Raw genomic sequence first — 20,214 nt, 5'->3', positions numbered from 1 at the left:
GTAGCCTCTCGGAGCAAACGAACCGAACCGCTATATTAAGAACAACTTGCCCGAAAAGGCGTGACACAGGTAACAGTTATGATGAGAACACTTGGTGTGGTAATGGACCCTATTCAGGATATCAATTTCAAAAAGGACACCACACTCGCACTCCTTATCGCGGCTCAGGCGAAGGGCTGGCAGCTTTATTACTTTGAACAGCAGGACCTGGCCCTGCAAAATGGTGTGCCCTGCGGCATGGCCCGCCAGCTTACTGTACACGACAACCACGAACACTGGTTCGATCTCGGCGAACCGACACTGATGCCGCTTGCTGAACTCGCCGTTATGCTGATGCGAAAGGACCCCCCTTTTGATAGTGAATATATCTATTCAACCTACATTCTTGAGGCCGCCGAACGGCTCGGCACTTTAGTCGTCAATAAACCTGATAGCTTACGGGACTGTAACGAAAAAGTATTCGCTACCGAATTTCCCGACTGTTGCCCTCCGCTGCTGGTCAGCCGCAATGCAAAAATGCTAAAAGAGTTTCATCAACAGCATGGCACCGTGGTGATGAAACCACTGGATGGCATGGGAGGTACCGCTGTCTTCAAAATAAACCCCGATGACCCCAACCTCAATGTCATCATTGAAACACTGACCAATCACGGCGCAACGACCATTATGGCGCAGAAATTTATTCCCGATATCAGCAATGGAGACAAGCGCATACTGATGATCGACGGCGAACCTGTGCCCTATTGCCTGGCCAGAATTCCGGCAAAAGGGGAAACCCGGGGTAACCTTGCAGCCGGAGGCAAAGGTGTTGTGCAACCTCTCAGCGAAAAAGACCGCTGGATCGCTGCCCAAGTTGGGCCTGTGTTAAAAGAAAAAGGCCTGATTTTTGTAGGCCTTGATGTCATTGGCGATTATTTGACCGAAATTAATGTCACCAGTCCAACCTGTTTGCAGGAGATAGAAAAAGCTCAGTCACCCGGCATAGCCAATATGCTGCTGGCAGCAATCGATCGCAAGCTTGCGCAACCTCTCGCCGAAAACCTGTAACGATGGCAACTGTATTCCCGAATACTCGCAGCGAAAACCACAATGACCGACTGGGCTTCTCCATATTCATTGCCATCGCTGCACATGCCATGGTCATTTTCGGAATAGGCTTTAAGCTGCTGGAACAGAAGCAGGCTCCGGTCTCTCTCGAAATCACGCTTGCTCAACACAAATCAGACACCAGCAACGAACAGGCAGACTTCCTGGCCCAATTTAATCAAAAGGGCAGCGGCAGCGAACAAGCCTTTACCGAAATCACCAGCAAGCAGCCGGATGCAGCTCCGGATATAGAACAAAAAAAGCTTCAGGCAGCAGCGCCACAACTGTTACAGCAGCGCGAACTAGGCCTGTCTACTCTGACCACCAAATCTACGGCTGACGACAGCAGCAATCGCGATCAACAAAAGGAGCCTCTGGATTCTCCTTCGGTGCCCCTGCCTCCGGCAATGCTGCAACAAATATCGAGCCTGAAAGCACAACTGAGCGATCAGCAAAAACAGTACAGCAGGCTACCTCGCACACGTCGTCTGACTACCGCCAGCACAAAGGCGGCATCCGAAGCCGCTTACCTGCATTACTGGATCAACCATGTGGAGACCGTTGGTAACCAGAACTACCCCCAGGAGGCCCGCCGCAAAAAACTCTACGGCGACCTGCGCCTTGCGGTCACCCTGCTGCCTGACGGCACCGTGGAAAATGTCGAAATACTTCTCAGCTCAGGCCAGCGCGTTCTGGACCAGGCCGCTATTCGCATTGTACGAATGGCATCGCCATTTTCACCACTTCCCGCAGAAATGCGCGATTGGGACAAACTTGAAATCATCCGCACCTGGCGGTTTGAGCAGGGTCACACCCTGCACACCGAAAACTGAGTATCACAACATCAGGATAACGGCTCGCCCCCTCTTGAGTTATGGAACCACAGACCCAATACTTCGAGTATGAACGACAAAACTCGCGATACAACCATCAGTTTGCAGGGGCACTTCCTGATTGCCACACCCGGTTTGCACGACCCGGTCTTCGCAAACACCGTTATCTACTTGTGTGAACACACCCGTTACGGAGCAATGGGGCTGGTTGTCAACCAGCCTCTTGATATCTCTCTGAACCAGATATTTGAACAGTTTGAACTGAACTACAGCGAGCCCGCAGGCAAGCTACCCTTGCTCTCGGGTGGCCCAGTGCAAGTCAATCGCGGCTTCGTCCTTCATCGGCCCCAGCAAAAAGACTGGGAAGCCACCCAGAAAATTTCACCCGATATCCACCTGACCTCATCCAGAGATATCATTGAAGACATCGCCAACGACAAGGGTCCCGAGGATTCACTCATTACTCTGGGTTACGCAGGCTGGGAAGCGGGTCAACTGGAAGCCGAGCTCGGCACAAATGCCTGGCTGGCAGTGCCCGCCAAAGCCGAAATATTGTTCGACACAGCTATTGAGGACCGAGCCCACGCCGCAGCCGCAACCATAGGCGTCAACCTCCATCAGTTTGGCAGTACTGCCGGGCATGCCTGAATTGCACGCCAAACCGCTGACACTGCTGGCGTTTGATTTCGGCACTGGCCAGATAGGTGTTGCCATTGGCCAGACACTCACCAACAGCGCCCGCCCGCTGAACGTTTTGAAAGCACAAAATGGCATACCGGACTGGAACCAGATATCGCAATTGCTGGATGAGTGGCAACCTCAAAAAGTACTCGTCGGCCTGCCGCTGAACATGGATGGCAGCGAGAGTCCTTTTTGCGCCCGAGCTCGAAAGTTTGCCCGCCGACTGCACGGCAGGTTCGGAATCGCAGTCGAAATGATGGATGAGAGGCTTTCAAGCTTTGAAGCAAAACAGCAAACAGGGCAGCACCATGATTTCCTGAACAACCCTATTGATGATACCGCTGCCAGCCTGATTCTTGAAAGCTGGCTGCAAGATCCAACGGCCGGCAAACCGGTCTGAGCGCAAAAACAGCCGCAGTCCTAGAAACGACTTATCGCATCACCCCTGTCCTCTTCGACGGACAGCTCGTCTGCAGCATGCGCGAGATAGCTGGAATCCGTTTCGGATTTCAGTTTGATCAACAAACGTAAGTCGTTTTTCGAGTCCGCATGCAAAATAGCGTCTTCGTATGTAATCAGCCCTTCATCGTAAAGTTTGAAGAGCGCCTGGTCGAATGTTTGCATGCCGTGCTCGGTTGACCGGGTCATCAACTCTTTCAACTTGTGTACTTCACCCTTGCGAATCATATCCTGAACCAGCGGAGTGTTTACCAAAATCTCAATCGCCGCACGGCGACCAGTGCCATCTGCAACCGGCACCAGTTGCTGTGCAATCATTGCTTTCAGGTTTAACGACAAATCCATCCATAACTGGCCTTGTCTTTCTGACGGGAAAAAGTGCTGAATGCGATCAAGCGCCTGGTTGGCATTATTGGCATGCAGTGTTGCCAGCACCAGATGCCCCGTTTCAGCAAACGTAATGGCATGCTCCATGGTTTCCGGCGTCCTGATCTCGCCAATCAGAATGACATCCGGGGCCTGCCGGAGAGTATTGCGCAGAGCCACGTCAAATGATTCGGTATCCACCCCCACTTCCCGTTGAGTGACAATACACCCCTCGTGACGATGCACGAACTCAATCGGGTCTTCAATGGAGATAATATGCCCTTTGCTATTCCGGTTGCGGTGACCAATCATCGCAGCCAGCGATGTCGATTTACCCGTCCCGGTCGCACCGACAAAGATAATGATGCCGCGTTTGGTCATCACCAGCTCGTTCAGAATCGGCGGCAACAGTAAATCCTCAACCGTTGGGATGATCGTCTCGATACGGCGCAAGACCATGCCAACCTCGTTGCGCTGATAGAACGCACTCACCCGAAACCGGCCTACCCCTTTTCGACTGATAGCAAAGTTAAGCTCTTTTGTGCGACGAAAATCATTCTTTTGATCTTCATCCATCACGCTTTCAACAATTGCGCGGGCCTGTGAGTGCTCAAGAGCTGTTTTACCTACCGGCAGAATCTGCCCATTCACCTTGATGCTGGGAGGCACGCCAACCGTCACAAAAAGGTCAGAGGCTTTTTTCTCTACCATCAAATTAAGTAATTTGTCGAAATCCATTATCCTCTCCTGCTAACTACTTCAGCACACAAAATCTTCTGACAACGACTATCACCGAGACATCAAAAATCCTCTGGAATCTTGGCCTTCTCACGGGCTTGCTCGCGAGTGATCACTTTCTGCTGTAACAAACGGTGCAAACACTGATCCATGGTCTGCATCCCCTGCTGGGCACCGGTCTGTATCGCTGAATACATTTGCGCTACTTTGTCTTCCCTGATCAGATTGCGGATAGCAGGGGTTCCCACCATGATCTCATGAGCAGCTATACGACCTCCGCCAATCTTTTTCATCAGCGTCTGGGCAATAACAGCCTGTAGTGATTCGGACAACATGGATCGCACCATCGCTTTTTCTGCTGCGGGGAACACATCCACCACCCGGTCAATTGTTTTCGCAGCAGAAGATGTATGCAGGGTACCAAAAACCAGGTGGCCCGTTTCCGACGCCGTCAGCGCCAATCGGATAGTTTCCAGATCCCGCAGCTCGCCCACCAGAATCACGTCCGGGTCCTCCCGCAGCGCCGAGCGCAGTGCCTCGGCAAAACCGTGAGTATCCCGGTGCACCTCGCGCTGGTTCATCAGGCACTTTTTGCTTTCATGAACAAACTCGATAGGATCTTCAATGGTTAAAATATGCTGATAGCGGTTCTCATTGACATAATCAACCATTGCCGCCAGTGTCGTTGACTTGCCCGAACCGGTAGGCCCGGTTACCAGCACCAAGCCGCGAGGCAACATGGAGAGATCCTTGAATATCTGCCCGAAACCCAGATCTTCGAGCGTCAAGACTCTTGAAGGGATCGTCCGAAAGACGGCGGCAGCACCACGATCTTGATTAAACGCATTAACCCGAAAACGGGCAACTCCGGGAACCTCAAAGGAAAAATCCGTCTCCAGAAATTCCTCAAAATCCCTACGCTGCTTGTCATTCATGATCTCGTAGATCAGACTGTGTACCTGCTTGTGCTCCATTGCCGGCAAGTTGACACGGCGGACATCGCCATCAATACGGATCATTGGAGGCAGACCTGCTGAAAGATGCAAATCCGAAGATCCCTGTTTAACACTGAAGGCAAGCAGTTCGGTAATATCCATGAACTTATCCCATTCCTGACTTTGATTTTTATCGTTTAGCGGTACTATTGATTCGGAATAACGAGTTTAATTGCCACTCTTCATCAGATTATTAAAACCTGTTGCTAAGTATATGTCGAATATCGCCAGAAATATCAACTCAATTTCCGAACGAATCCAATCTGCAGCAAAAAAATCCGACCGTAATCCGGCAGATATTACACTTCTGGCCGTGAGTAAAAAACAAAGCTCTGCGGCCATCAGGCAAGCTTATCATCACGGCCAGCGCCACTTCGGCGAGAACTACCTTCAAGAGGCCCTGCAAAAACAGGATGAACTCGCCGACATCCCGGACATAGAGTGGCATTTTATCGGGCCCGTGCAGAGCAATAAAACCCGCAAAATTGCCGAAAACTTTGACTGGCTTCACACTATCGACAGAATCAGCATTGCCGAGAGAATCAGTCGGCAGCGACCTATCGGCTTGCCACCGTTGAATGTCTGCCTGCAAGTCAATATCGATCATGAACCCAACAAAGCCGGTGTGGATGAAAAAGAAACGGCCGAGCTGGCTGTCGCCGTAACCCGGCTGCCTGCAATAAAATTGCGCGGCCTGATGACGATTCCCAGCGCAGCGAACGGGCCTGAGCAGCAACACGCGGCTTTTGCAAAGCTCAACCAGCTGCTAAAGCAGTTACAATCTCTCTGCCCCGAACTGGCAACATTGGATACACTATCGATGGGCATGTCTGCCGATCTGGAAGTGGCAGTTGAAGAGGGCTCAACACTGGTCCGGATAGGTACTGATATTTTTGGGCTGCGTCAATAACGTGCAGAAAAACCAGCGGGACAGAAGCAAACCGAACCAACCATCAACAGGGGATTTATTTTGAGCAACACCAATCTGGCTTTTATCGGCGGCGGCAATATGGCCACCAGCCTGACCGGCGGACTCATCCAGACAGGCTTTGCACCTAGCGCCATCACCATCAGCGACCCATTGGCTGAAAACCGGCAGCGGCTGGCCAGTAAATACGGTGTCAATACAACCACAGATAACCATCAGGCCATTACCGATGCTTCCGTGGTTATTCTTGCGGTGAAACCACAGATACTAAAGCAGGTCGCCCTTGAGTTGGCACCAGCATTGATCCACCACCCTCTGGTCATTTCTATTGCTGCCGGCATCCCTGTCAGCGCGCTGCAGGAATGGCTTGGCGACAAAATTCCCATTGTTCGCTGCATGCCCAACACACCCGCATTGCTGCGGCAAGGCGCCACAGGTTTGTTCGCCAACGACCTGGTTGATGAGAAACAAAAACAGGTCGCTGAAGATATTCTCAGAGCCGTTGGCTTGGCACAATGGGTCGACAAAGAAGCCGCTATTGATGCTGTGACAGCGGTTTCGGGCAGCGGTCCTGCCTACTATTTTCTGGTGATGGAAATTATGGAAAAAGTGGGTGTTGAGCTGGGACTTGAGGCCGAAACAGCTCGCCAGCTGACGTTACAAACAGCACTTGGCGCAGCCCGTATGGCGCTGGACAGCGATGTTGATACCGCCGAATTGCGACGCAGAGTCACATCACCCGCAGGCACCACAGAGCGAGCCATACAGAGCTTGCAGAACAGTAAATTAGAAGATATTTTCCGCCAGGCCATGAAAGACTGCGTTGCCCGCGCAGAGGAAATGGCCAAAGAAATGACCCGATAGGACTGAATTATGAATGCTTTTGCTCAAGCAGGCACTTATCTCGTGCAAACTTTAGGCAGCGTTTACCTGCTTATAGTTATGCTGCGCTTTCTGTTACAACTTTTGCGGGCGGATTTCCAGAACCCCATTTCACAGTTTGTCATCAAGGCTACGCATATCCCCAGCCGTCCCATTCGCAAATTATTACCCACCTACCGCACTTTTGATGGTGCCACACTGGTACTCGCGATTCTGGTTCAGTGGCTGGTAATCCAGCTTACTGCCACAATCAACGGGGCATCCATTATCCACCCGGGGCATGCCATCAGCTGGTCTGTACTGGGCATTATCTCTCTGGTTCTGAATATTTATTTTTACGGACTGCTGGCCGTTATTATCCTCAGCTGGGTAGCGCCCTATAACAACCACCCGGCAATTGCCCTGCTTTACCAGATAATAGAACCGGTTACCGCTCCCTTCCGCCGACTGATTCCCCCTCTGGGAGGGCTCGACCTGTCACCCATTTTCATGTTTCTGGTGATTGGTATGCTGCAACGGTTTGTTAATGCTCTGGCACACTCTATGTTGCTGCCAGCGGCGGTTGTTCCGGGGATCTAACGAAGAGCGATTGCCAGCAACAACAAATCATGCACTATCAGTGGCGCGACGAAAACCTGATCTTGCGATGCCAGATACAGCCTCGTGCCTCGCGTAATGAAATCATCGGGGTTCATCATCAGTATTTAAAAATCGCTATTACCTCTGCGCCTGTCGATGGCAAAGCCAACCAGCAACTCATTAAGTTATGCAGCAAATGGTTTGGTGTCAGCAGACAGAACATCACGATTACCCATGGAGAGACCGGTCGCCGAAAAACACTGCTGATTGAAAACCCGGCTTGCCTTCCGGAACAGGCCCTAATATCGCTGTCTCTGTAGAGAAAGACAAAGAAACCTCTGGTAACAGCTGTTGCACTCATCACTGGCCATCTTTAGACTTCCCGGATCTTCTTCACAATCAAACTTTAAAACGCAAGGCGAGCTAACCACCCGAATGCCAAAAACCATTCCAGCCGACTCCGTCGGCATTGTGACGCCAGAGTTAATCACTTTTGATCAGCCATTGCCGCTGACCTGCGGGCGCACACTGCCCGGTTTCGAATTAATGGTCGAGACTTATGGCCAGCTCAATGAAGACCGCAGCAATGCCATTCTGATTTGTCATGCGCTCAGTGGCCATCACCATGCAGCAGGCTATCACAGCGAAGATGATCGAAAGCCCGGCTGGTGGGACTTCTACATTGGCCCTGGCAAACCCATTGATACCAGCCGTTTTTTTGTTGTCTCACTCAACAACATTGGCGGCTGTCATGGCAGTACCGGGCCGCGCTCGATCAACCCTGAAACCGGCGAGCCCTGGGGTCCGGATTTTCCACCACTGCGCGCCCGCGACTGGGTTAACAGTCAGGCCATGCTCGCCGACCATCTGGGTATCGATTGCTGGGCTGCGGTGATTGGCGGCAGTCTGGGAGGCATGCAGGCCATGCGCTGGTCTCTGGAATACCCAAACCGGTTGCGCCATTGCATTGTCATTGCTGCGGCAATGAAACTGACCGCGCAAAATATCGCCTTCAATCAATTGGCACGCCAGGCCATCACCTCCGATCCCGACTTTCGGGAAGGGCAATACTTGCGTGAAAATGTATCGCCCCGAAACGGTTTGGCGCTGGCAAGAATGATCGGTCATATCACTTACCTTTCTGATGAAGCCATGGGCAGCAAGTTCGGTCGTGAACTAGAGTCGGGCAGCTTTCAGCAAGGTATTACAACACCCGTCGAGTTCAAGGTCGAAGGGTATCTGAAACACCAAGGCGAAGCATTTTCCGGCAATTTCGACGCCAACACGTACCTGCTCATGACCAAGGCTCTGGATTATTTCGACCTGGCCAGGGAATACGATGACAACGCTGCCGCCGCTTTCGCCAGAGCCACCTGCAAATTTCTGGTGGTTTCCTTTTCCAGCGACTGGCGCTTTTCCCCCAGTCGATCACAGGAAATTGTCGACGCATTGATTGCCGCCAACAAAGACGTCTGTTATGGCGCCATAGAGTCCAACATGGGTCACGATGCCTTTTTGCTCCCCAACCAGCGCTATGAAGCACTGCTGTCTGCATACCTTGACAGAATAACAAAAGAAATCGCACCGGAAGATCGTCACACTTCCATAGCGCTGGAGGCATCCCTATGAGCATCCGCAATGACCTGGAAATCATCCGCGGCTGGATCAAGCCCGGCAGCCGGGTACTGGACCTTGGCTGCGGCGATGGCACTCTTCTTGAGAGTCTGCAGAAAGATTTGCAAGTAGAAGGCTACGGACTCGAAATTGACCCGCACCAGATAACCACCTGTGTGTCACGAGGGGTAAATGTCATCGAAACCGATATCGATGAAGGGCTCTCCCGCTTTGCCGATAAGAGCTTCGATACCGTTGTGATGACGCAGGCTCTGCAAGTGATGAGACAACCGCACATCGTACTGGACGAGATGCTGCGCATTGGCAAGGAGTGTATTGTCACATTCCCTAATTTTGGCAACTGGCACACTCGCCTGTATCTGACATTGCGAGGCAGAATGCCGGTCACCCGGCAATTAGCTTACCAATGGTATGACACGCCCAATATTCACTTTTGCACGGTACGCGACTTTGAGAAGCTTTGCTCGGACAAGAATATTCACATTCTTAACCGGCAGTTTGTTTCTGAGCGAACACTCAGCAGGAAAATCAAGAGATTGTGGCCTAACCTGTTCAGTGAAACAGCCATTTATCATCTAACAATGTAGGCCGAACCAATATCTTCATGACCGGAGGTCATATCAATGAACATTTTTTGCCTGCTCCGTTTACACCGACACATACTACTACTGTCGCTGCTTTCCCTGCTGGCGGTTACCACACAAGCTAACGACACCGCCTACAAACAGGTTAACGGCTACAAAATTTTTTACAGCGCATTCAACAGCAGCTTTATCCAGCCGGAAATTGCCAGTATCTATAAAATTGTTCGGGGCAAAGACAAGGGCATAGTCAACATTGCGGTAGTTCCAGATGGCGAAACAAGCGGTAAAACGGCACAAGTCAGCGGTTATGTCTCCAATATCTTTGCACAGCAGCAATTTCTGGAATTTCTCGAGGTGCGCGAACAAAATGCTGTTTATTACCTGGCGCCTTTCGAGTTTGAAAACGAAGACCCCTTGACCTTTAAAATCGAAGTCCGCCCGGCATCCGGCACGACGACAGAATTCATTTCGTTTCAGCGCACTTTTTATCATGAAGAATAAGATCAGCAGTCGACTGACTGCACAGCAGCAATCTAATGAGCAATAAAGTCGTTCTCGCCAGCGGCAATCCCGGCAAACTCAAAGAGTTTCAGCAGCTGCTTTCGAACAAGGGACTGGAGGTGGTACCCCAATCAGCTTTTGATATTGAGGATGCTGCCGAAACAGGGCTGAGTTTCGTCGAGAACGCCATCATCAAGGCACGCCACGCTTCCGGGTTAACCGGGCTTCCGGCAATTGCAGATGACTCGGGACTGGAAGTGGACGCGCTGGCAGGCGCCCCCGGCATTTACTCGGCGCGGTTTGCAGGTGCCGATGCCAGCGATGACGATAATAACCGCAAACTGCTGGCGCTGTTAAAGGATGTTCCTGAAAGCAACCGAAGCGCGCGGTTTCAATGCCTGCTGGTTTATTTGCGTCATGCAAAAGACCCAACCCCACTGATCTGTCAGGGCACATGGGAAGGCCGAATCGCTTTTGACACCCAAGGAAAAAATGGTTTCGGGTACGACCCTTTATTCGTGGTGGCAGAAAAAAACTGTCGCTCGGCCGAACTCATGAAAGACGAGAAAAACGCTATCAGTCATCGGGGAAAAGCAATTCAGCTGTTGTTAAATTCACTTTCGACTGATCAACAAGTACAGCAACCTTAACCCCGGTTAATTTTTTCGCTTTATACATCGCTTCATCTGCGCGCTTCAATGCGGTTTCAGAATTATCGGAATCCGTAATCTCTGTCACCCCGCACGAAATGGACACATCCAGAGGCTGACCATTATTGTTAAAGCCTGCTTCCAGAATTCTTTCACAACAGGCTTCTGCAAAAACCTTGGCACCCTCAAGGGGTGTATCAGGCAACAACACAACAAACTCATCACCACCGTAACGACAGACTACATCTGAGGACCTGGCTCTTTTCTTCAGTGTCTCTGCAACTTTCATCAGTACAACATCTCCGGCGTTATGGCCGAAAGTATCGTTGATTTCCTTAAACTTGTTGCAGTCAATAAACACCATCGACAACGGCATTTCAACACGGGCCCGGCGGGAGAACTCCTCCGCCACTCGCTCCTCATAACCGGCCCTGTTATAGACGCCGGTCAAAGGATCTTTGACAGCCAGATCCTGCTTGGTTTTTATCTCACCCCTCAGGTTGGCGGCCTCAGCCTCCATTTCCCGTACTTTACGCGTCAGATTCTTGACCTTGGTTTTATTGCGAAGATGGTGCTCCTTCTCCTCGGCAAGATAGTCCGCAACCTTGGACGACAGGTTTTCCAATCCCTTTTCTACCGTCCGCTTAAGCGCATCGAGATCGGTTTCTTCAACAGCCTTCCCCATCTCTTCCACATCATTGCTAACCTGACGTTCGAGACTGGCGGCTCTTTCCAGAGAACCGTCGCCATCAGACAGAACTGAAAAAATAACCTCTTCAACACTGTGCAGCTGCTCTCGCAATCCACCCAGAAAAGTTTGCGCTGTGGTGCGTTCTTCACTAATCAGTTCACCAAGACTGACGAGCAGATTCAACACTTCATCCAGCACGCCCTCTACTGAGTCAAGAGATGCCGATGACGCCAGCTGTTCAACCAACCTGCTGGTTTCAGTCGTGTCGCCCTTAAGTAAATTAATGTGTTCCAACACATTGCCGAGCAGTGTTGCCGTTTTATCCAGAAACGGCTCAAGCTCGGCAGGCCCGGCCACCGCTTCACCACCAGTAACCGGCTTGCGGCTGTTGTCTGTGGCAAGCCGCAGCACTTTAAAAATTTCCTTTAAGGAGACAAGCTGCTGATTCAGATCATTATTCACCACCAGACTGTCTGCCAGATTCATCAATTCAGGGTGGTATTCCTGGTCAACATTGAGCGATTTTATGCTCTCTGAAAACTCTGCCGCCATGGTTCCCAACGAGGTTGTCTCGACCACCTCAGTAGCAGGTGGCGCTGTTTCAAGTGCGGCCATTTTCTTTGCCAGCACTTCACCGAAACGATTCAACACCACTTCGTCGGCACCCTGACGAACGGCAAGTCTCAGCTTATCGAGTAATGGCGGCAATCCCGGATCGGAACCTTCTGCCAGATGACTTAGGCGAATCGCCAGTTTACGAAGAGCATCTTCACGGCTCATGTTTTACCTCTGCCTGAAATGACAATATTCCTTATTGTCAAATTATCGATCAATACGGTACTTATGCCCGCCTATCTGCCGGGTTTGTTATAGTTTGTCTGTAATTTGTGCAATTATAGGTATTCACTCGTAGGAATCAATCATACCGCTAATTCGGTATACGTGGGCAAGAACTTCTGCCACAGCCAGATAAAGGTTTTCAGGAATTTCATCGCCTAACGGGACTGTACTTAGCAGACTGGTCAGACTGGCATCCTGAATAAGGGGAATCTCATAACGTTCGGCAATCTCGCTTATTTTTTCAGCTGTTGCACCCTCCCCCTTGGCAATGACTCGCGGAGCACCCACACCAGAATAACGAAGTGCCGCTGCTCGCTGTTTTTTTGTTACCGACTTGTTGTTCATGCCGTTTCATCCAGACATCGATAAATACTTTCTTCTTTTTTTACATCCCGAATACCTGACTGGCAGCGCAGCACGGAAACTTCAAGCCCTCTGCTCTCCAATCCAAGCTTAAGGGCGTCCAGTTGAGAATTGACAAGCTGCGCAGTCTTTTCCTGCTCTGAATAAATGACCACAGAAATTCTTTTGCCTCGCAAAAACAGCTCGGCCTGCATCTCGCCCAATGGCTTTAGCTCCAGACTCAGCAATACCTTCCAGTCCTGTCGATCCTCGTGCTCGTCAAGGCTTGCATTGTCGCGTTCAATCAAAATTGTTAATGTCTCTACCCCGTCATCGGTTCTGTAAGGAATTTCAAAAAACCAGCCCTGATGACCACCTTCATTGCGCTTGAACGATGCCACCTGCTGCAGCGTGATACCGGCAAGGCCACTCTCCAAGCGTTCTTTCAGTAAAAACAGCGCATCCAGCTCCTCCTCTGTATCCCCGGATTTCGCACCAATCTTTCGGTTAACCCTATCAAGTATCCTGAGCAGCTCGGCCTTGATATCACCTTCAGGAAGATAACCACCCGATAAGACCAGCTGCCTCAACTGGGATTCAAGAAAAAAACCTGATTGCTGCAGCGCTTTTTGCAGCGCACCGGGATTCGAAAGTCCTTCAAAACGATTCAGGCTCCGCTTGAGCTGTTCAAGAGCATCGCTTCTCAGGCCCAGCTGCGCCAATATTTTGGCACCTTGAACAGGATCCAGCAAAGATGTCAGTGGGACAGCGACGCTCCCCTGACGCGGCACCAGCAGCTGCAACTGCCCGTCAACGATGCTGTTTTTAGCCGTCACATTCTGCGCGACATGGCTATCAACAAAACTGCCGGTTACTTTCAGGGTTGGCACCGGCTTTAGCCCCTGCACTTCCAGCATCAACACGGCGCCTTTCTGCACAGGTATATCGGCTGTAGCCGTTATCTGGTGTCCTCCTATTCGCAGCACCAGATTGCCCGCCGGTGATTTGTCTGTCACCAGCGCCTGCAACACCTGCCCTACTTGCCAGGACTTTAACCACAGGCCGAAATTTTTTTGCTCAACCCGGGTTGCCGTCAAAGCTAACTGAAGTTCTTCCATAAGATTTCTATCGGCATGTTTTGTGCATTACTTTAACCTGTATTTTGTAATATCAGGAAATCGGCATGGTAGACAAAGACCTCAACCTCTCACTGGATAGTAACCTGATACAAACGCCAACCACCGCGTTCACTCACCAACGATCCGAATCAGACATGCAGCCTGACCCGATTGTAGACAGTGCACCCCGGATGGTTTCGTCATTAAAAACAATTCCCCTTGTTTCTGTCACGCTTATGCTGATTATTATAGGGGCCCTTTTCTGGGTTGGCTTTAAACTCTCTGCGCAAAACGATGTATCCGAAGCCCTTATAGCGACAGCCAACACCATAGCGGCAGCCAATACCGTCAAACCAGAAATATTAAAACCCGACCTTCCGGAACTGAAAGAAATATCCGCGCAACTGGTTAGCCTGCAACAACAACTCGACCAGGTCCGCACCCAGCTTGCCGAAACCACATCGCTGCTTGTGGCCAGTCACCACGAAGTGACCGAAAAACTTGCCAACGCCCAACCAACCCAGGGCAAAGCACTCACTACCGCACTGACACCTGCTGCACCCACCCCTGCAAAACGCTGGTTTGTTAACCTTGGCACCTTCTCCAGCAAGAAGGCAGCACAAAACCTGCAACAGCAGATTAAGTCACTAGGATACACTGCCGTTATCACCAGTCTCCTGTTAGATGGCAATACGGTTTACCGCGTTCAGATTCCGGGATTTACAGATCGGGATGCCGCTGAAAATACTGCCGGTGAAATTATGAAGAAGACTAACCTTAACGGACTTTGGGCCTGGAAAGAAGAATAGCACCCATTTCTTCTTTTCCGGGGTTTACAGAGTCCTGGCTGGAGCCCAAAATGGGCCGCTACGCTGCTAGCAGACTTTATATTTTTCACTGATAGAAATTAGAACAAAGGAACACCTATGGATCTGGCAACATTACTGGGCATGGTCGGCGCAATAGGCATCGTTTTGGCGGCCATTCTTTTTGGCGGCTCTGCGCTGGTTTTCGTTAATGTTCCATCCATTCTTATCGTGCTCGGCGGTACCATGATGGTGGTGATGATCAAGTTCACCATCGGCCAGTTTTTGGGTGCCTTTGGCGTCGCAGTGAGAGCCTTTATCTTCAAACTGGAAAGCCCGGAAGACCTCATTGAGCAAATCGTCAACCTCGCCAACATAGCCCGCAAGGAGGGCATGCTGGCACTGGAGAATGAGGAAATCGGTAACGCATTCCTCAACGATGGCGTGCAAATGCTGGTTGATGGCAGTGACCGCGAAGTGATAAATGCGGTCATGACAAAGGAAATGCAACAGACCATAGACCGCCACAACTGGGGGGCCAAGGTGTTTTCCGCCACAGGCGATGTCGCTCCGGCGATGGGTATGATAGGCACATTGATTGGCCTCGTGCAAATGCTCTCAGCCATGGATGACCCGAAAGCTATTGGCCCGGCAATGGCCGTAGCCCTGCTGACCACCCTTTACGGCGCCATGCTCGCCAACATGGTGGCACTGCCAATCGCAGACAAACTTAACCTTCGAAAAGCGGAAGAAGGTCGCATCAAGTCAATGTGCATTGATGGCATATTAGCCATTCAGCAGGGACAAAACCCGCGAATTATTGAATCCATGCTGAAAGCTTATCTGGAACCGAAAAAGCGCAAAGATGATAGTGATGGCGCTGCAGAGGCTGCCTGATGATCGAAATAGAAGAAGACGACGGGCCAGCAGGGGCTCCAGCATGGATGGCCACATTTGCAGACCTGATGTCACTGCTAATGTGCTTCTTCGTGTTACTTCTGTCTTTTTCCGAGATGGATGTGCTGAAGTACAAACAGCTCTCTGGCTCAATGAGAAATGCCTTTGGTGTTCAAAACAAACTGAACGTAAAAGATATACCTAAAGGCACCAGTGTTATCGCCAGGGAATTCAGCCCCGGCAAACCGCAGCCCACCCAGATCAAGACTATCAACCAGTTCACCACCGAAATCACCAAACCCTCGTTGGCCGTGGGCAACCCGGAAGCACCCGAACTCGACGACAAGGATCTCAAAGCACTCAAAGACAGTAAGTTGCTAGCCGAACGGCTGAGAGCCCTGTTTGCGGATACTGCAAAAGATGCCGAAAAACTACGCGAGGCGCTGGATGAAGAAATCGGCAACGGCAATATTGATATTGAATCCGAGGGCCAGACCATCACCATTCGCATTCGTGAAAAAGCTTCGTTCCCCTCTGGACGGGCAATCCTGAACCCGGATTTTGCTCCGGTTATTGACAAACTAAGAGCATCATTATTAGAAATACGAGGACAGATTGCTGTTGAAGGCCACACCGATAACGTGCCGGTTGTCAGCAGCAAACTGAAATCCAACTGGGATTTATCTTCATCCAGGGCGCTGTCCGTCGCACACGAACTATTCAAGGGTAATATGATTGATGATCACCGGTTTGTTGTTACAGGCTACGCGGACACAAAACCATTCAAACCAAACGACACGCCAGAAAACCGGGCACAGAACCGCCGAGTAGAAATCGTTATCCGGCAGTCTCTGGAAGAAAACGGTGAAGCCCCGACAAACGAGCCCCTGATAATTGAACCGTCTCCGGATACTACGGTTGAACCCGATATTAAAAACACTGCCGAAGATACTGTTACAGAGATAGAGCCCGACCAACAACAGGCACCTTGACTCATGGAATTCAAAACAGAAAAAAGAAGCTACTACCGGATCAACGATCTGGTTGGCTTATCCTACAAAGTGATCTCCGAAGATGACCCCGGAATAACCAACCCCAATGATCTTGGCAACTCGGTTGTGACCTTGCTGGCAGAAATTGATCGTGAATTTAATCAGCTTACCAACATTCTCTGGCAGGAAAACCCGACAGCAGCCCGCTCAATGGGTCTGTTGAACCGAAAACTGGCCATTGTAGCCGGGCATGCCATCAATGGTGATCAACAGACGCTTGCTGATGATGATCTGTTGATGGTGAATATCAGCGGCAGTGGCATCGCGTTTAAATGCGGCGAGCGTGTGCCCACCGGCACACGCCTGCTGCTTACCTTGACCCTGAAGCCATCCAATATAAAACTGGAATTAACCGGACAGATCGTTGGCTGTGAAGAGAATAAGACCGACCAGAAAAAACCTTTCTGGCTGAGAGTAGCATTTGAAGAAAATAATGGCGCTACTCAGGAGCAGTTAATTCAGCATATTGTACAAAAAGAGTATGCCCAGCTGCACCGCTCAGAAGCGTTACCCCACCCGAAAAAAGCAACGCCTACAGACAAATCTGATTGAACATTTTACTGCCCTGCATTCACTAACAGTGCTCGTCAATATGCATGCCGGGCCGCGGAGACTCAGTACTTTTTTTGTTTTCCCTTTTACCTTTTTTCTGCCGGGACTGATCTTTTGTCTTTTCTGTTTTGCCTGGCGTTACAGGTCTGGTTTTGGTCACAGCACTGATACTGCCTGGCCGAATTGAGTCTACCATTACACCCTCCAATCTAAGCAGCCTTAAACGGAAGTCCACACCTTTTCAGTGTATTGCATCAACCCCCTGCTACGCTACCCACTCACTGAGCCTGGTTCGAATACGCGCCAGCGCCTGACCATGAATCTGTGACACCCGGGATTCGGATACACCAAGCACCTCGCCAACTTCTTTCAGGTTCAAGCCATCAGTGTAGTACAGTGACATCATCAGCATTTCTTTTTCTGGCAATAATTGAATGCTTTCCATCAATGCACTTCTGAAGCCCTCACCCTCTATCCTCGAGAAAGGGTCGTCACCCCCCTCCAGCGCGGGGTCGTCAAGCTCATCAAGAGAGACCAGGCGACTGCAGGCCAAATCGCGGGATACTTGATAATATTCGTCAAGCGACAGATTCAGTTCAGCGGCAATTTCAGCATCGGTAACCGACCGACCCAGACGCCCTTCCAGTTGCCTGATGGCCTGAGACACGTCCTTCATCTTTCTCTGAACAGAGCGGGGAGCCCAGTCATTGCGGCGCACCTCATCCAGCATTGCCCCCTTAATACGAAAGCTCGCATAAGTCCCAAAACTGGCCCCCTGGGAAGCATCGTAACTGTCTTTGGCCTGCAATAAGCCCAGCAAACCTACTTGCAGTAAATCATCCAGTTCAACATGAGCGGGTAATCTGGCGATCAGATGCAGGGCAATTTTCTTGACCAAAGGAAGGTAATCATCGACAACCGAATTCAAATCTTTTCGCTGGCTTTCGGTATAAGCCGCCACTCCACTCATGGCCGGATCCCTATCCAATACGCCCGTTTTCAATCAATCGTTCAACAAAGAATCCCAGCCCGCCCGTACTCTGCTGAGGAGAGAATTGCTTTTCTACCGTTTTGGCAAGTGCCACCAGAGCCTTTGCTGACCGACTGCGCGGGTAGGACTGCACAACCGGGTTTTGCTGCTGTACAGCCTTTCGCAGGAAGTCGTCACGGGGAATCGCCCCCACATAACCCAAATGAATATCGAGAAAGCGATCCGCAACCCGGCTTATTTTTTCAAATAACTGGCGCCCCTGCGCTTCATCGTCCACCATGTTGGCAAGCACCTGAAAGCGCTGCACGCCACAATCCCTGTTGAGCACCTTGATCAAGGCGTAGGCATCGGTGATCGAAGTTGGCTCATCACAAATCACCACAATAATTTCCTGGCAGGCACTGGCAAAAGTCAGCACGGCTGGCTCTATACCCGCACCAGTATCTACAATCAGAGTATCCACAGGCAGCGTCAGCTCACTGAAGGCACGAACCAGACCGGCCTGCTGCTCGGGTGCCAAATTAGCCATTTCAGATACACCTGATGACGCAGGTACTATTTTGACCCCATTCGGCCCTTCCAGCAGAATCTCTTCCAGCGTTCGCTCACCAGACAAAACATGGCGAATGTCATATTCAGGCTTTAAGCCCAAAGCAATATCCACATTGGCCAACCCCAAATCGGCATCAAATAAAATAACCGACTGTCCCTGAGCAGCAAGACTGACTGCCAGGTTTACCGAAACATTAGTCTTGCCAACCCCACCCTTGCCACTTGTCACAGCAATAACGTTGATGGGGGATGGTGTCGATAGTTGTTGAAGCCCCTGAGCCTGGTTAATCATTGATATTTTATACCGCTAATGAATGATTTTCTGACAACCTATTGTGACTGTTTTTTTCGCCAATTGAAGCTTTAATTTCAGACACCTCCAGCGCTTTGGCAATCAGGTACTCCACCCTGGCCGGCAACAGATCTTCCGGCACTCGCTGGCCAATACTGAAATACCCCAGCTTAAGGCGGTTTTTAATAACCGCATCCAGCACCCCACCCAGCTCAACTGACTCATCGATCTTGGAGATCATGGCTCCGGCCAAAGCATCCTTGCCAAAGACCTTGATCACCTCGTTAATAGCGCCGTTTTGTGCTGTAGCAGACAACACAACATAAGTATCAATATCGTAACCCACTGAATTGAGCGTTCTGAATTGCTCATAGAGCCGAACATCCCGCTGACTCATACCTGCCGTATCAATCAACACCAGCTTTCTTGAAGACAGCTCATCAAGCGCAGCTTTCAGTTGGGCCGTGTCGGTTGCCACGATCATCGGGATGCTGAGGTAATTCGCAAAGGTTTGCAGCTGCTCCTGACCACCAATGCGGTAGCGGTCCGTGGTAATAAGCGCGACCTGTTTATTGCCATGCCGCAGGACAAAGCGTGCAGCCAGCTTGGCGATCGTCGTTGTCTTGCCAACCCCGGTAGAACCTACCAGAGCCAAAATACCACCTTCATTCAACAGACTATCCCCGGAAATCACCGATACTTGCCGGGCAAGTATGGCCAGCGCCTTTTTCCAGATTTGTTCCAGGTCGCCCTTGGCAGGTAATTTGTCCACGATTGCACCACAAAGCGAGCGGGAAAGACCCAGTTTGATCAGCCGGTTATAGAGCGCTGCTTTCACCGACGGCTGCCCCGCCATTTCTCGCCAGGCCAGCTGGGATAACTCGCCTTCCAGCATACTTCTCAGCTTGCCCAGTTCACGCTGTAATTCATTGAGTGTTGGACTCTCGTCGGACTTTCGTGACTCATCCACACTCAGGGGCACAGCTGCTTCTGCTGCCGCTTTCTCCCGCAGTGCGTGCTCATCAAAGTCCATCGCTGCGACCAGCTCAATCTGCCCGTCAATTTTTTTATTGGACAGTATCACCGCATCCGGCCCCATTTCTGCCCGCACTTGCGCCATTGCGCTGCGACTGTCCTTGCTCAGGAAACGTTTAATTTTCATTA

25 protein-coding genes are annotated in these 20,214 nt (G+C 50.8%); 16 read left to right on the top strand and 9 right to left on the bottom strand.

Features of this window, described 5'->3' with window-relative positions; genetic code table 11:
- The first annotated feature begins 78 nt into the window (after positions 1 to 78).
- From gshB to ruvX, 4 genes are all read left to right on the top strand, one after another.
- Positions 79 to 1,047 (top strand): glutathione synthase, encoded by a 969-nt coding sequence (gene gshB, locus H7A02_12445; GenBank protein MCP5173065.1) that lies wholly within the window; start codon positions 79 to 81, stop codon positions 1,045 to 1,047.
- A 2-nt stretch (positions 1,048 to 1,049) separates the two neighbouring features.
- The gene (locus tag H7A02_12440; GenBank protein ID MCP5173064.1) at positions 1,050 to 1,919 is read left to right on the top strand and encodes an energy transducer TonB; all 870 of its coding nucleotides are present in this window, start codon (positions 1,050 to 1,052) and stop codon (positions 1,917 to 1,919) included.
- A 69-nt stretch (positions 1,920 to 1,988) separates the two neighbouring features.
- A complete protein-coding gene (locus H7A02_12435) occupies positions 1,989 to 2,567 on the top strand; it encodes a YqgE/AlgH family protein (protein MCP5173063.1) in 579 nt (192 codons plus the stop codon).
- Positions 2,560 to 3,000, top strand: a complete 441-nt coding sequence (gene ruvX, locus H7A02_12430) for a Holliday junction resolvase RuvX (protein ID MCP5173062.1) — start codon at positions 2,560 to 2,562, stop codon at positions 2,998 to 3,000. The genes H7A02_12435 and ruvX overlap by 8 nt, the downstream gene beginning before the upstream one ends.
- A 20-nt stretch (positions 3,001 to 3,020) precedes the next feature.
- Here the strand turns inward: ruvX and H7A02_12425 are convergent, their stop codons facing one another.
- Positions 3,021 to 4,163 carry a PilT/PilU family type 4a pilus ATPase gene (locus H7A02_12425; GenBank protein MCP5173061.1) on the bottom strand — a complete coding sequence of 381 codons (1,143 nt, stop codon included), beginning with the start codon at positions 4,161 to 4,163 and terminating at the stop codon, positions 3,021 to 3,023.
- Between the two features lie 62 nt (positions 4,164 to 4,225).
- Complete coding sequence (locus tag H7A02_12420) at positions 4,226 to 5,260, bottom strand: type IV pilus twitching motility protein PilT (GenBank protein ID MCP5173060.1); 1,035 nt, start codon at positions 5,258 to 5,260, stop codon at positions 4,226 to 4,228.
- A gap of 112 nt (positions 5,261 to 5,372) precedes the next feature.
- Between H7A02_12420 and H7A02_12415 the strand changes: the two genes are divergently transcribed.
- The 8 genes from H7A02_12415 to rdgB all read left to right on the top strand — a co-directional run bounded on the left by H7A02_12415 (position 5,373) and on the right by rdgB (position 10,917).
- Positions 5,373 to 6,068 carry a YggS family pyridoxal phosphate-dependent enzyme gene (locus H7A02_12415; protein MCP5173059.1) on the top strand — a complete coding sequence of 232 codons (696 nt, stop codon included), beginning with the start codon at positions 5,373 to 5,375 and terminating at the stop codon, positions 6,066 to 6,068.
- 60 nt (positions 6,069 to 6,128) lie between these two features.
- Complete coding sequence (locus H7A02_12410) at positions 6,129 to 6,950, top strand: pyrroline-5-carboxylate reductase (protein ID MCP5173058.1); 822 nt, start codon at positions 6,129 to 6,131, stop codon at positions 6,948 to 6,950.
- 9 nt (positions 6,951 to 6,959) lie between these two features.
- The gene (locus H7A02_12405; GenBank protein MCP5173057.1) at positions 6,960 to 7,547 is read left to right on the top strand and encodes a YggT family protein; all 588 of its coding nucleotides are present in this window, start codon (positions 6,960 to 6,962) and stop codon (positions 7,545 to 7,547) included.
- A gap of 29 nt (positions 7,548 to 7,576) precedes the next feature.
- Entirely contained in the window at positions 7,577 to 7,867 is a 291-nt protein-coding gene (locus H7A02_12400; protein MCP5173056.1) for a YggU family protein, read from the top strand.
- 115 nt (positions 7,868 to 7,982) lie between these two features.
- Complete coding sequence (locus H7A02_12395) at positions 7,983 to 9,176, top strand: homoserine O-acetyltransferase (protein MCP5173055.1); 1,194 nt, start codon at positions 7,983 to 7,985, stop codon at positions 9,174 to 9,176.
- A gap of 2 nt (positions 9,177 to 9,178) precedes the next feature.
- The gene (gene metW / locus H7A02_12390; protein ID MCP5173054.1) at positions 9,179 to 9,769 is read left to right on the top strand and encodes a methionine biosynthesis protein MetW; all 591 of its coding nucleotides are present in this window, start codon (positions 9,179 to 9,181) and stop codon (positions 9,767 to 9,769) included.
- Between the two features lie 36 nt (positions 9,770 to 9,805).
- Positions 9,806 to 10,267, top strand: coding sequence for a DUF4426 domain-containing protein (locus H7A02_12385; protein MCP5173053.1), 462 nt, complete (start codon positions 9,806 to 9,808; stop codon positions 10,265 to 10,267).
- A 35-nt stretch (positions 10,268 to 10,302) separates the two neighbouring features.
- Entirely contained in the window at positions 10,303 to 10,917 is a 615-nt protein-coding gene (gene rdgB / locus H7A02_12380) for an RdgB/HAM1 family non-canonical purine NTP pyrophosphatase (protein ID MCP5173052.1), read from the top strand.
- Here the strand turns inward: rdgB and H7A02_12375 are convergent.
- The 3 genes from H7A02_12375 to H7A02_12365 form a co-directional block, all read right to left on the bottom strand.
- Positions 10,844 to 12,388, bottom strand: coding sequence for a diguanylate cyclase (locus tag H7A02_12375; GenBank protein MCP5173051.1), 1,545 nt, complete (start codon positions 12,386 to 12,388; stop codon positions 10,844 to 10,846). The genes rdgB and H7A02_12375 overlap by 74 nt on opposite strands.
- Positions 12,389 to 12,511: 123 nt before the next feature.
- The gene (locus tag H7A02_12370) at positions 12,512 to 12,793 is read right to left on the bottom strand and encodes an EscU/YscU/HrcU family type III secretion system export apparatus switch protein (GenBank protein MCP5173050.1); all 282 of its coding nucleotides are present in this window, start codon (positions 12,791 to 12,793) and stop codon (positions 12,512 to 12,514) included.
- Complete coding sequence (locus H7A02_12365; GenBank protein ID MCP5173049.1) at positions 12,790 to 13,908, bottom strand: flagellar hook-length control protein FliK; 1,119 nt, start codon at positions 13,906 to 13,908, stop codon at positions 12,790 to 12,792. The genes H7A02_12370 and H7A02_12365 overlap by 4 nt, the downstream gene beginning before the upstream one ends.
- 65 nt (positions 13,909 to 13,973) lie before the next feature.
- On the opposite strand from H7A02_12365, the gene H7A02_12360 reads away from it, so the two are divergent.
- The 4 genes from H7A02_12360 to H7A02_12345 all read left to right on the top strand — a co-directional run bounded on the left by H7A02_12360 (position 13,974) and on the right by H7A02_12345 (position 17,215).
- Positions 13,974 to 14,717, top strand: coding sequence for an SPOR domain-containing protein (locus H7A02_12360; GenBank protein MCP5173048.1), 744 nt, complete (start codon positions 13,974 to 13,976; stop codon positions 14,715 to 14,717).
- A 117-nt stretch (positions 14,718 to 14,834) separates the two neighbouring features.
- On the top strand, positions 14,835 to 15,611 hold the full coding sequence (pomA, locus tag H7A02_12355; protein ID MCP5173047.1) for a flagellar motor protein PomA: 777 nt from the start codon (positions 14,835 to 14,837) through the stop codon (positions 15,609 to 15,611).
- Positions 15,611 to 16,603, top strand: a complete 993-nt coding sequence (locus tag H7A02_12350) for a flagellar motor protein MotB (protein ID MCP5173046.1) — start codon at positions 15,611 to 15,613, stop codon at positions 16,601 to 16,603. Before pomA ends, H7A02_12350 begins: the two co-directional genes overlap by 1 nt.
- Positions 16,604 to 16,606: 3 nt before the next feature.
- Entirely contained in the window at positions 16,607 to 17,215 is a 609-nt protein-coding gene (locus tag H7A02_12345; GenBank protein ID MCP5173045.1) for a PilZ domain-containing protein, read from the top strand.
- Positions 17,216 to 17,237: 22 nt separating this feature from the next.
- On the opposite strand, the gene H7A02_12340 is transcribed toward H7A02_12345, so the two are convergent.
- The 4 genes from H7A02_12340 to flhF form a co-directional block, all read right to left on the bottom strand.
- Entirely contained in the window at positions 17,238 to 17,411 is a 174-nt protein-coding gene (locus H7A02_12340; GenBank protein MCP5173044.1) for a hypothetical protein, read from the bottom strand.
- Positions 17,412 to 17,480: 69 nt separating this feature from the next.
- Positions 17,481 to 18,185 (bottom strand): RNA polymerase sigma factor FliA, encoded by a 705-nt coding sequence (locus H7A02_12335; GenBank protein MCP5173043.1) that lies wholly within the window; start codon positions 18,183 to 18,185, stop codon positions 17,481 to 17,483.
- A 10-nt stretch (positions 18,186 to 18,195) separates the two neighbouring features.
- On the bottom strand, positions 18,196 to 19,050 hold the full coding sequence (locus tag H7A02_12330) for a MinD/ParA family protein (GenBank protein MCP5173042.1): 855 nt from the start codon (positions 19,048 to 19,050) through the stop codon (positions 18,196 to 18,198).
- Positions 19,051 to 19,057: 7 nt separating this feature from the next.
- Positions 19,058 to 20,212, bottom strand: a complete 1,155-nt coding sequence (gene flhF / locus H7A02_12325; protein MCP5173041.1) for a flagellar biosynthesis protein FlhF — start codon at positions 20,210 to 20,212, stop codon at positions 19,058 to 19,060.
- Between the last annotated feature and the right edge of the window lie 2 nt (positions 20,213 to 20,214).

This window comes from Pseudomonadales bacterium (assembly GCA_024234435.1).
Taxonomy (GTDB): domain Bacteria; phylum Pseudomonadota; class Gammaproteobacteria; order Pseudomonadales; family Porticoccaceae; genus JACKOF01.
This window is presented reverse-complemented; position numbering and strand designations above follow the sequence as displayed.

Excerpts from the sequence above, each read along its gene's own strand:
- gshB (MCP5173065.1), top strand. The coding sequence starts at position 79 with ATGATGAGAACACTTGGTGTGGTAATGGACCCTATTCAGGATATCAAT.
- H7A02_12440 (MCP5173064.1), top strand. The coding sequence starts at position 1,050 with ATGGCAACTGTATTCCCGAATACTCGCAGCGAAAACCACAATGACCGA.
- H7A02_12435 (MCP5173063.1), top strand. The coding sequence starts at position 1,989 with ATGAACGACAAAACTCGCGATACAACCATCAGTTTGCAGGGGCACTTC.
- ruvX (MCP5173062.1), top strand. The coding sequence starts at position 2,560 with ATGCCTGAATTGCACGCCAAACCGCTGACACTGCTGGCGTTTGATTTC.
- H7A02_12425 (MCP5173061.1), bottom strand. The coding sequence starts at position 4,163 with ATGGATTTCGACAAATTACTTAATTTGATGGTAGAGAAAAAAGCCTCT.
- H7A02_12420 (MCP5173060.1), bottom strand. The coding sequence starts at position 5,260 with ATGGATATTACCGAACTGCTTGCCTTCAGTGTTAAACAGGGATCTTCG.
- H7A02_12415 (MCP5173059.1), top strand. The coding sequence starts at position 5,373 with ATGTCGAATATCGCCAGAAATATCAACTCAATTTCCGAACGAATCCAA.
- H7A02_12405 (MCP5173057.1), top strand. The coding sequence starts at position 6,960 with ATGAATGCTTTTGCTCAAGCAGGCACTTATCTCGTGCAAACTTTAGGC.
- H7A02_12400 (MCP5173056.1), top strand. The coding sequence starts at position 7,577 with ATGCACTATCAGTGGCGCGACGAAAACCTGATCTTGCGATGCCAGATA.
- H7A02_12395 (MCP5173055.1), top strand. The coding sequence starts at position 7,983 with ATGCCAAAAACCATTCCAGCCGACTCCGTCGGCATTGTGACGCCAGAG.
- H7A02_12385 (MCP5173053.1), top strand. The coding sequence starts at position 9,806 with ATGAACATTTTTTGCCTGCTCCGTTTACACCGACACATACTACTACTG.
- rdgB (MCP5173052.1), top strand. The coding sequence starts at position 10,303 with ATGAGCAATAAAGTCGTTCTCGCCAGCGGCAATCCCGGCAAACTCAAA.
- H7A02_12375 (MCP5173051.1), bottom strand. The coding sequence starts at position 12,388 with ATGAGCCGTGAAGATGCTCTTCGTAAACTGGCGATTCGCCTAAGTCAT.
- H7A02_12370 (MCP5173050.1), bottom strand. The coding sequence starts at position 12,793 with ATGAACAACAAGTCGGTAACAAAAAAACAGCGAGCAGCGGCACTTCGT.
- H7A02_12365 (MCP5173049.1), bottom strand. The coding sequence starts at position 13,908 with ATGGAAGAACTTCAGTTAGCTTTGACGGCAACCCGGGTTGAGCAAAAA.
- H7A02_12360 (MCP5173048.1), top strand. The coding sequence starts at position 13,974 with ATGGTAGACAAAGACCTCAACCTCTCACTGGATAGTAACCTGATACAA.
- pomA (MCP5173047.1), top strand. The coding sequence starts at position 14,835 with ATGGATCTGGCAACATTACTGGGCATGGTCGGCGCAATAGGCATCGTT.
- H7A02_12350 (MCP5173046.1), top strand. The coding sequence starts at position 15,611 with ATGATCGAAATAGAAGAAGACGACGGGCCAGCAGGGGCTCCAGCATGG.
- H7A02_12345 (MCP5173045.1), top strand. The coding sequence starts at position 16,607 with ATGGAATTCAAAACAGAAAAAAGAAGCTACTACCGGATCAACGATCTG.
- H7A02_12340 (MCP5173044.1), bottom strand. The coding sequence starts at position 17,411 with ATGGTAGACTCAATTCGGCCAGGCAGTATCAGTGCTGTGACCAAAACC.
- H7A02_12335 (MCP5173043.1), bottom strand. The coding sequence starts at position 18,185 with ATGAGTGGAGTGGCGGCTTATACCGAAAGCCAGCGAAAAGATTTGAAT.
- H7A02_12330 (MCP5173042.1), bottom strand. The coding sequence starts at position 19,050 with ATGATTAACCAGGCTCAGGGGCTTCAACAACTATCGACACCATCCCCC.
- flhF (MCP5173041.1), bottom strand. The coding sequence starts at position 20,212 with ATGAAAATTAAACGTTTCCTGAGCAAGGACAGTCGCAGCGCAATGGCG.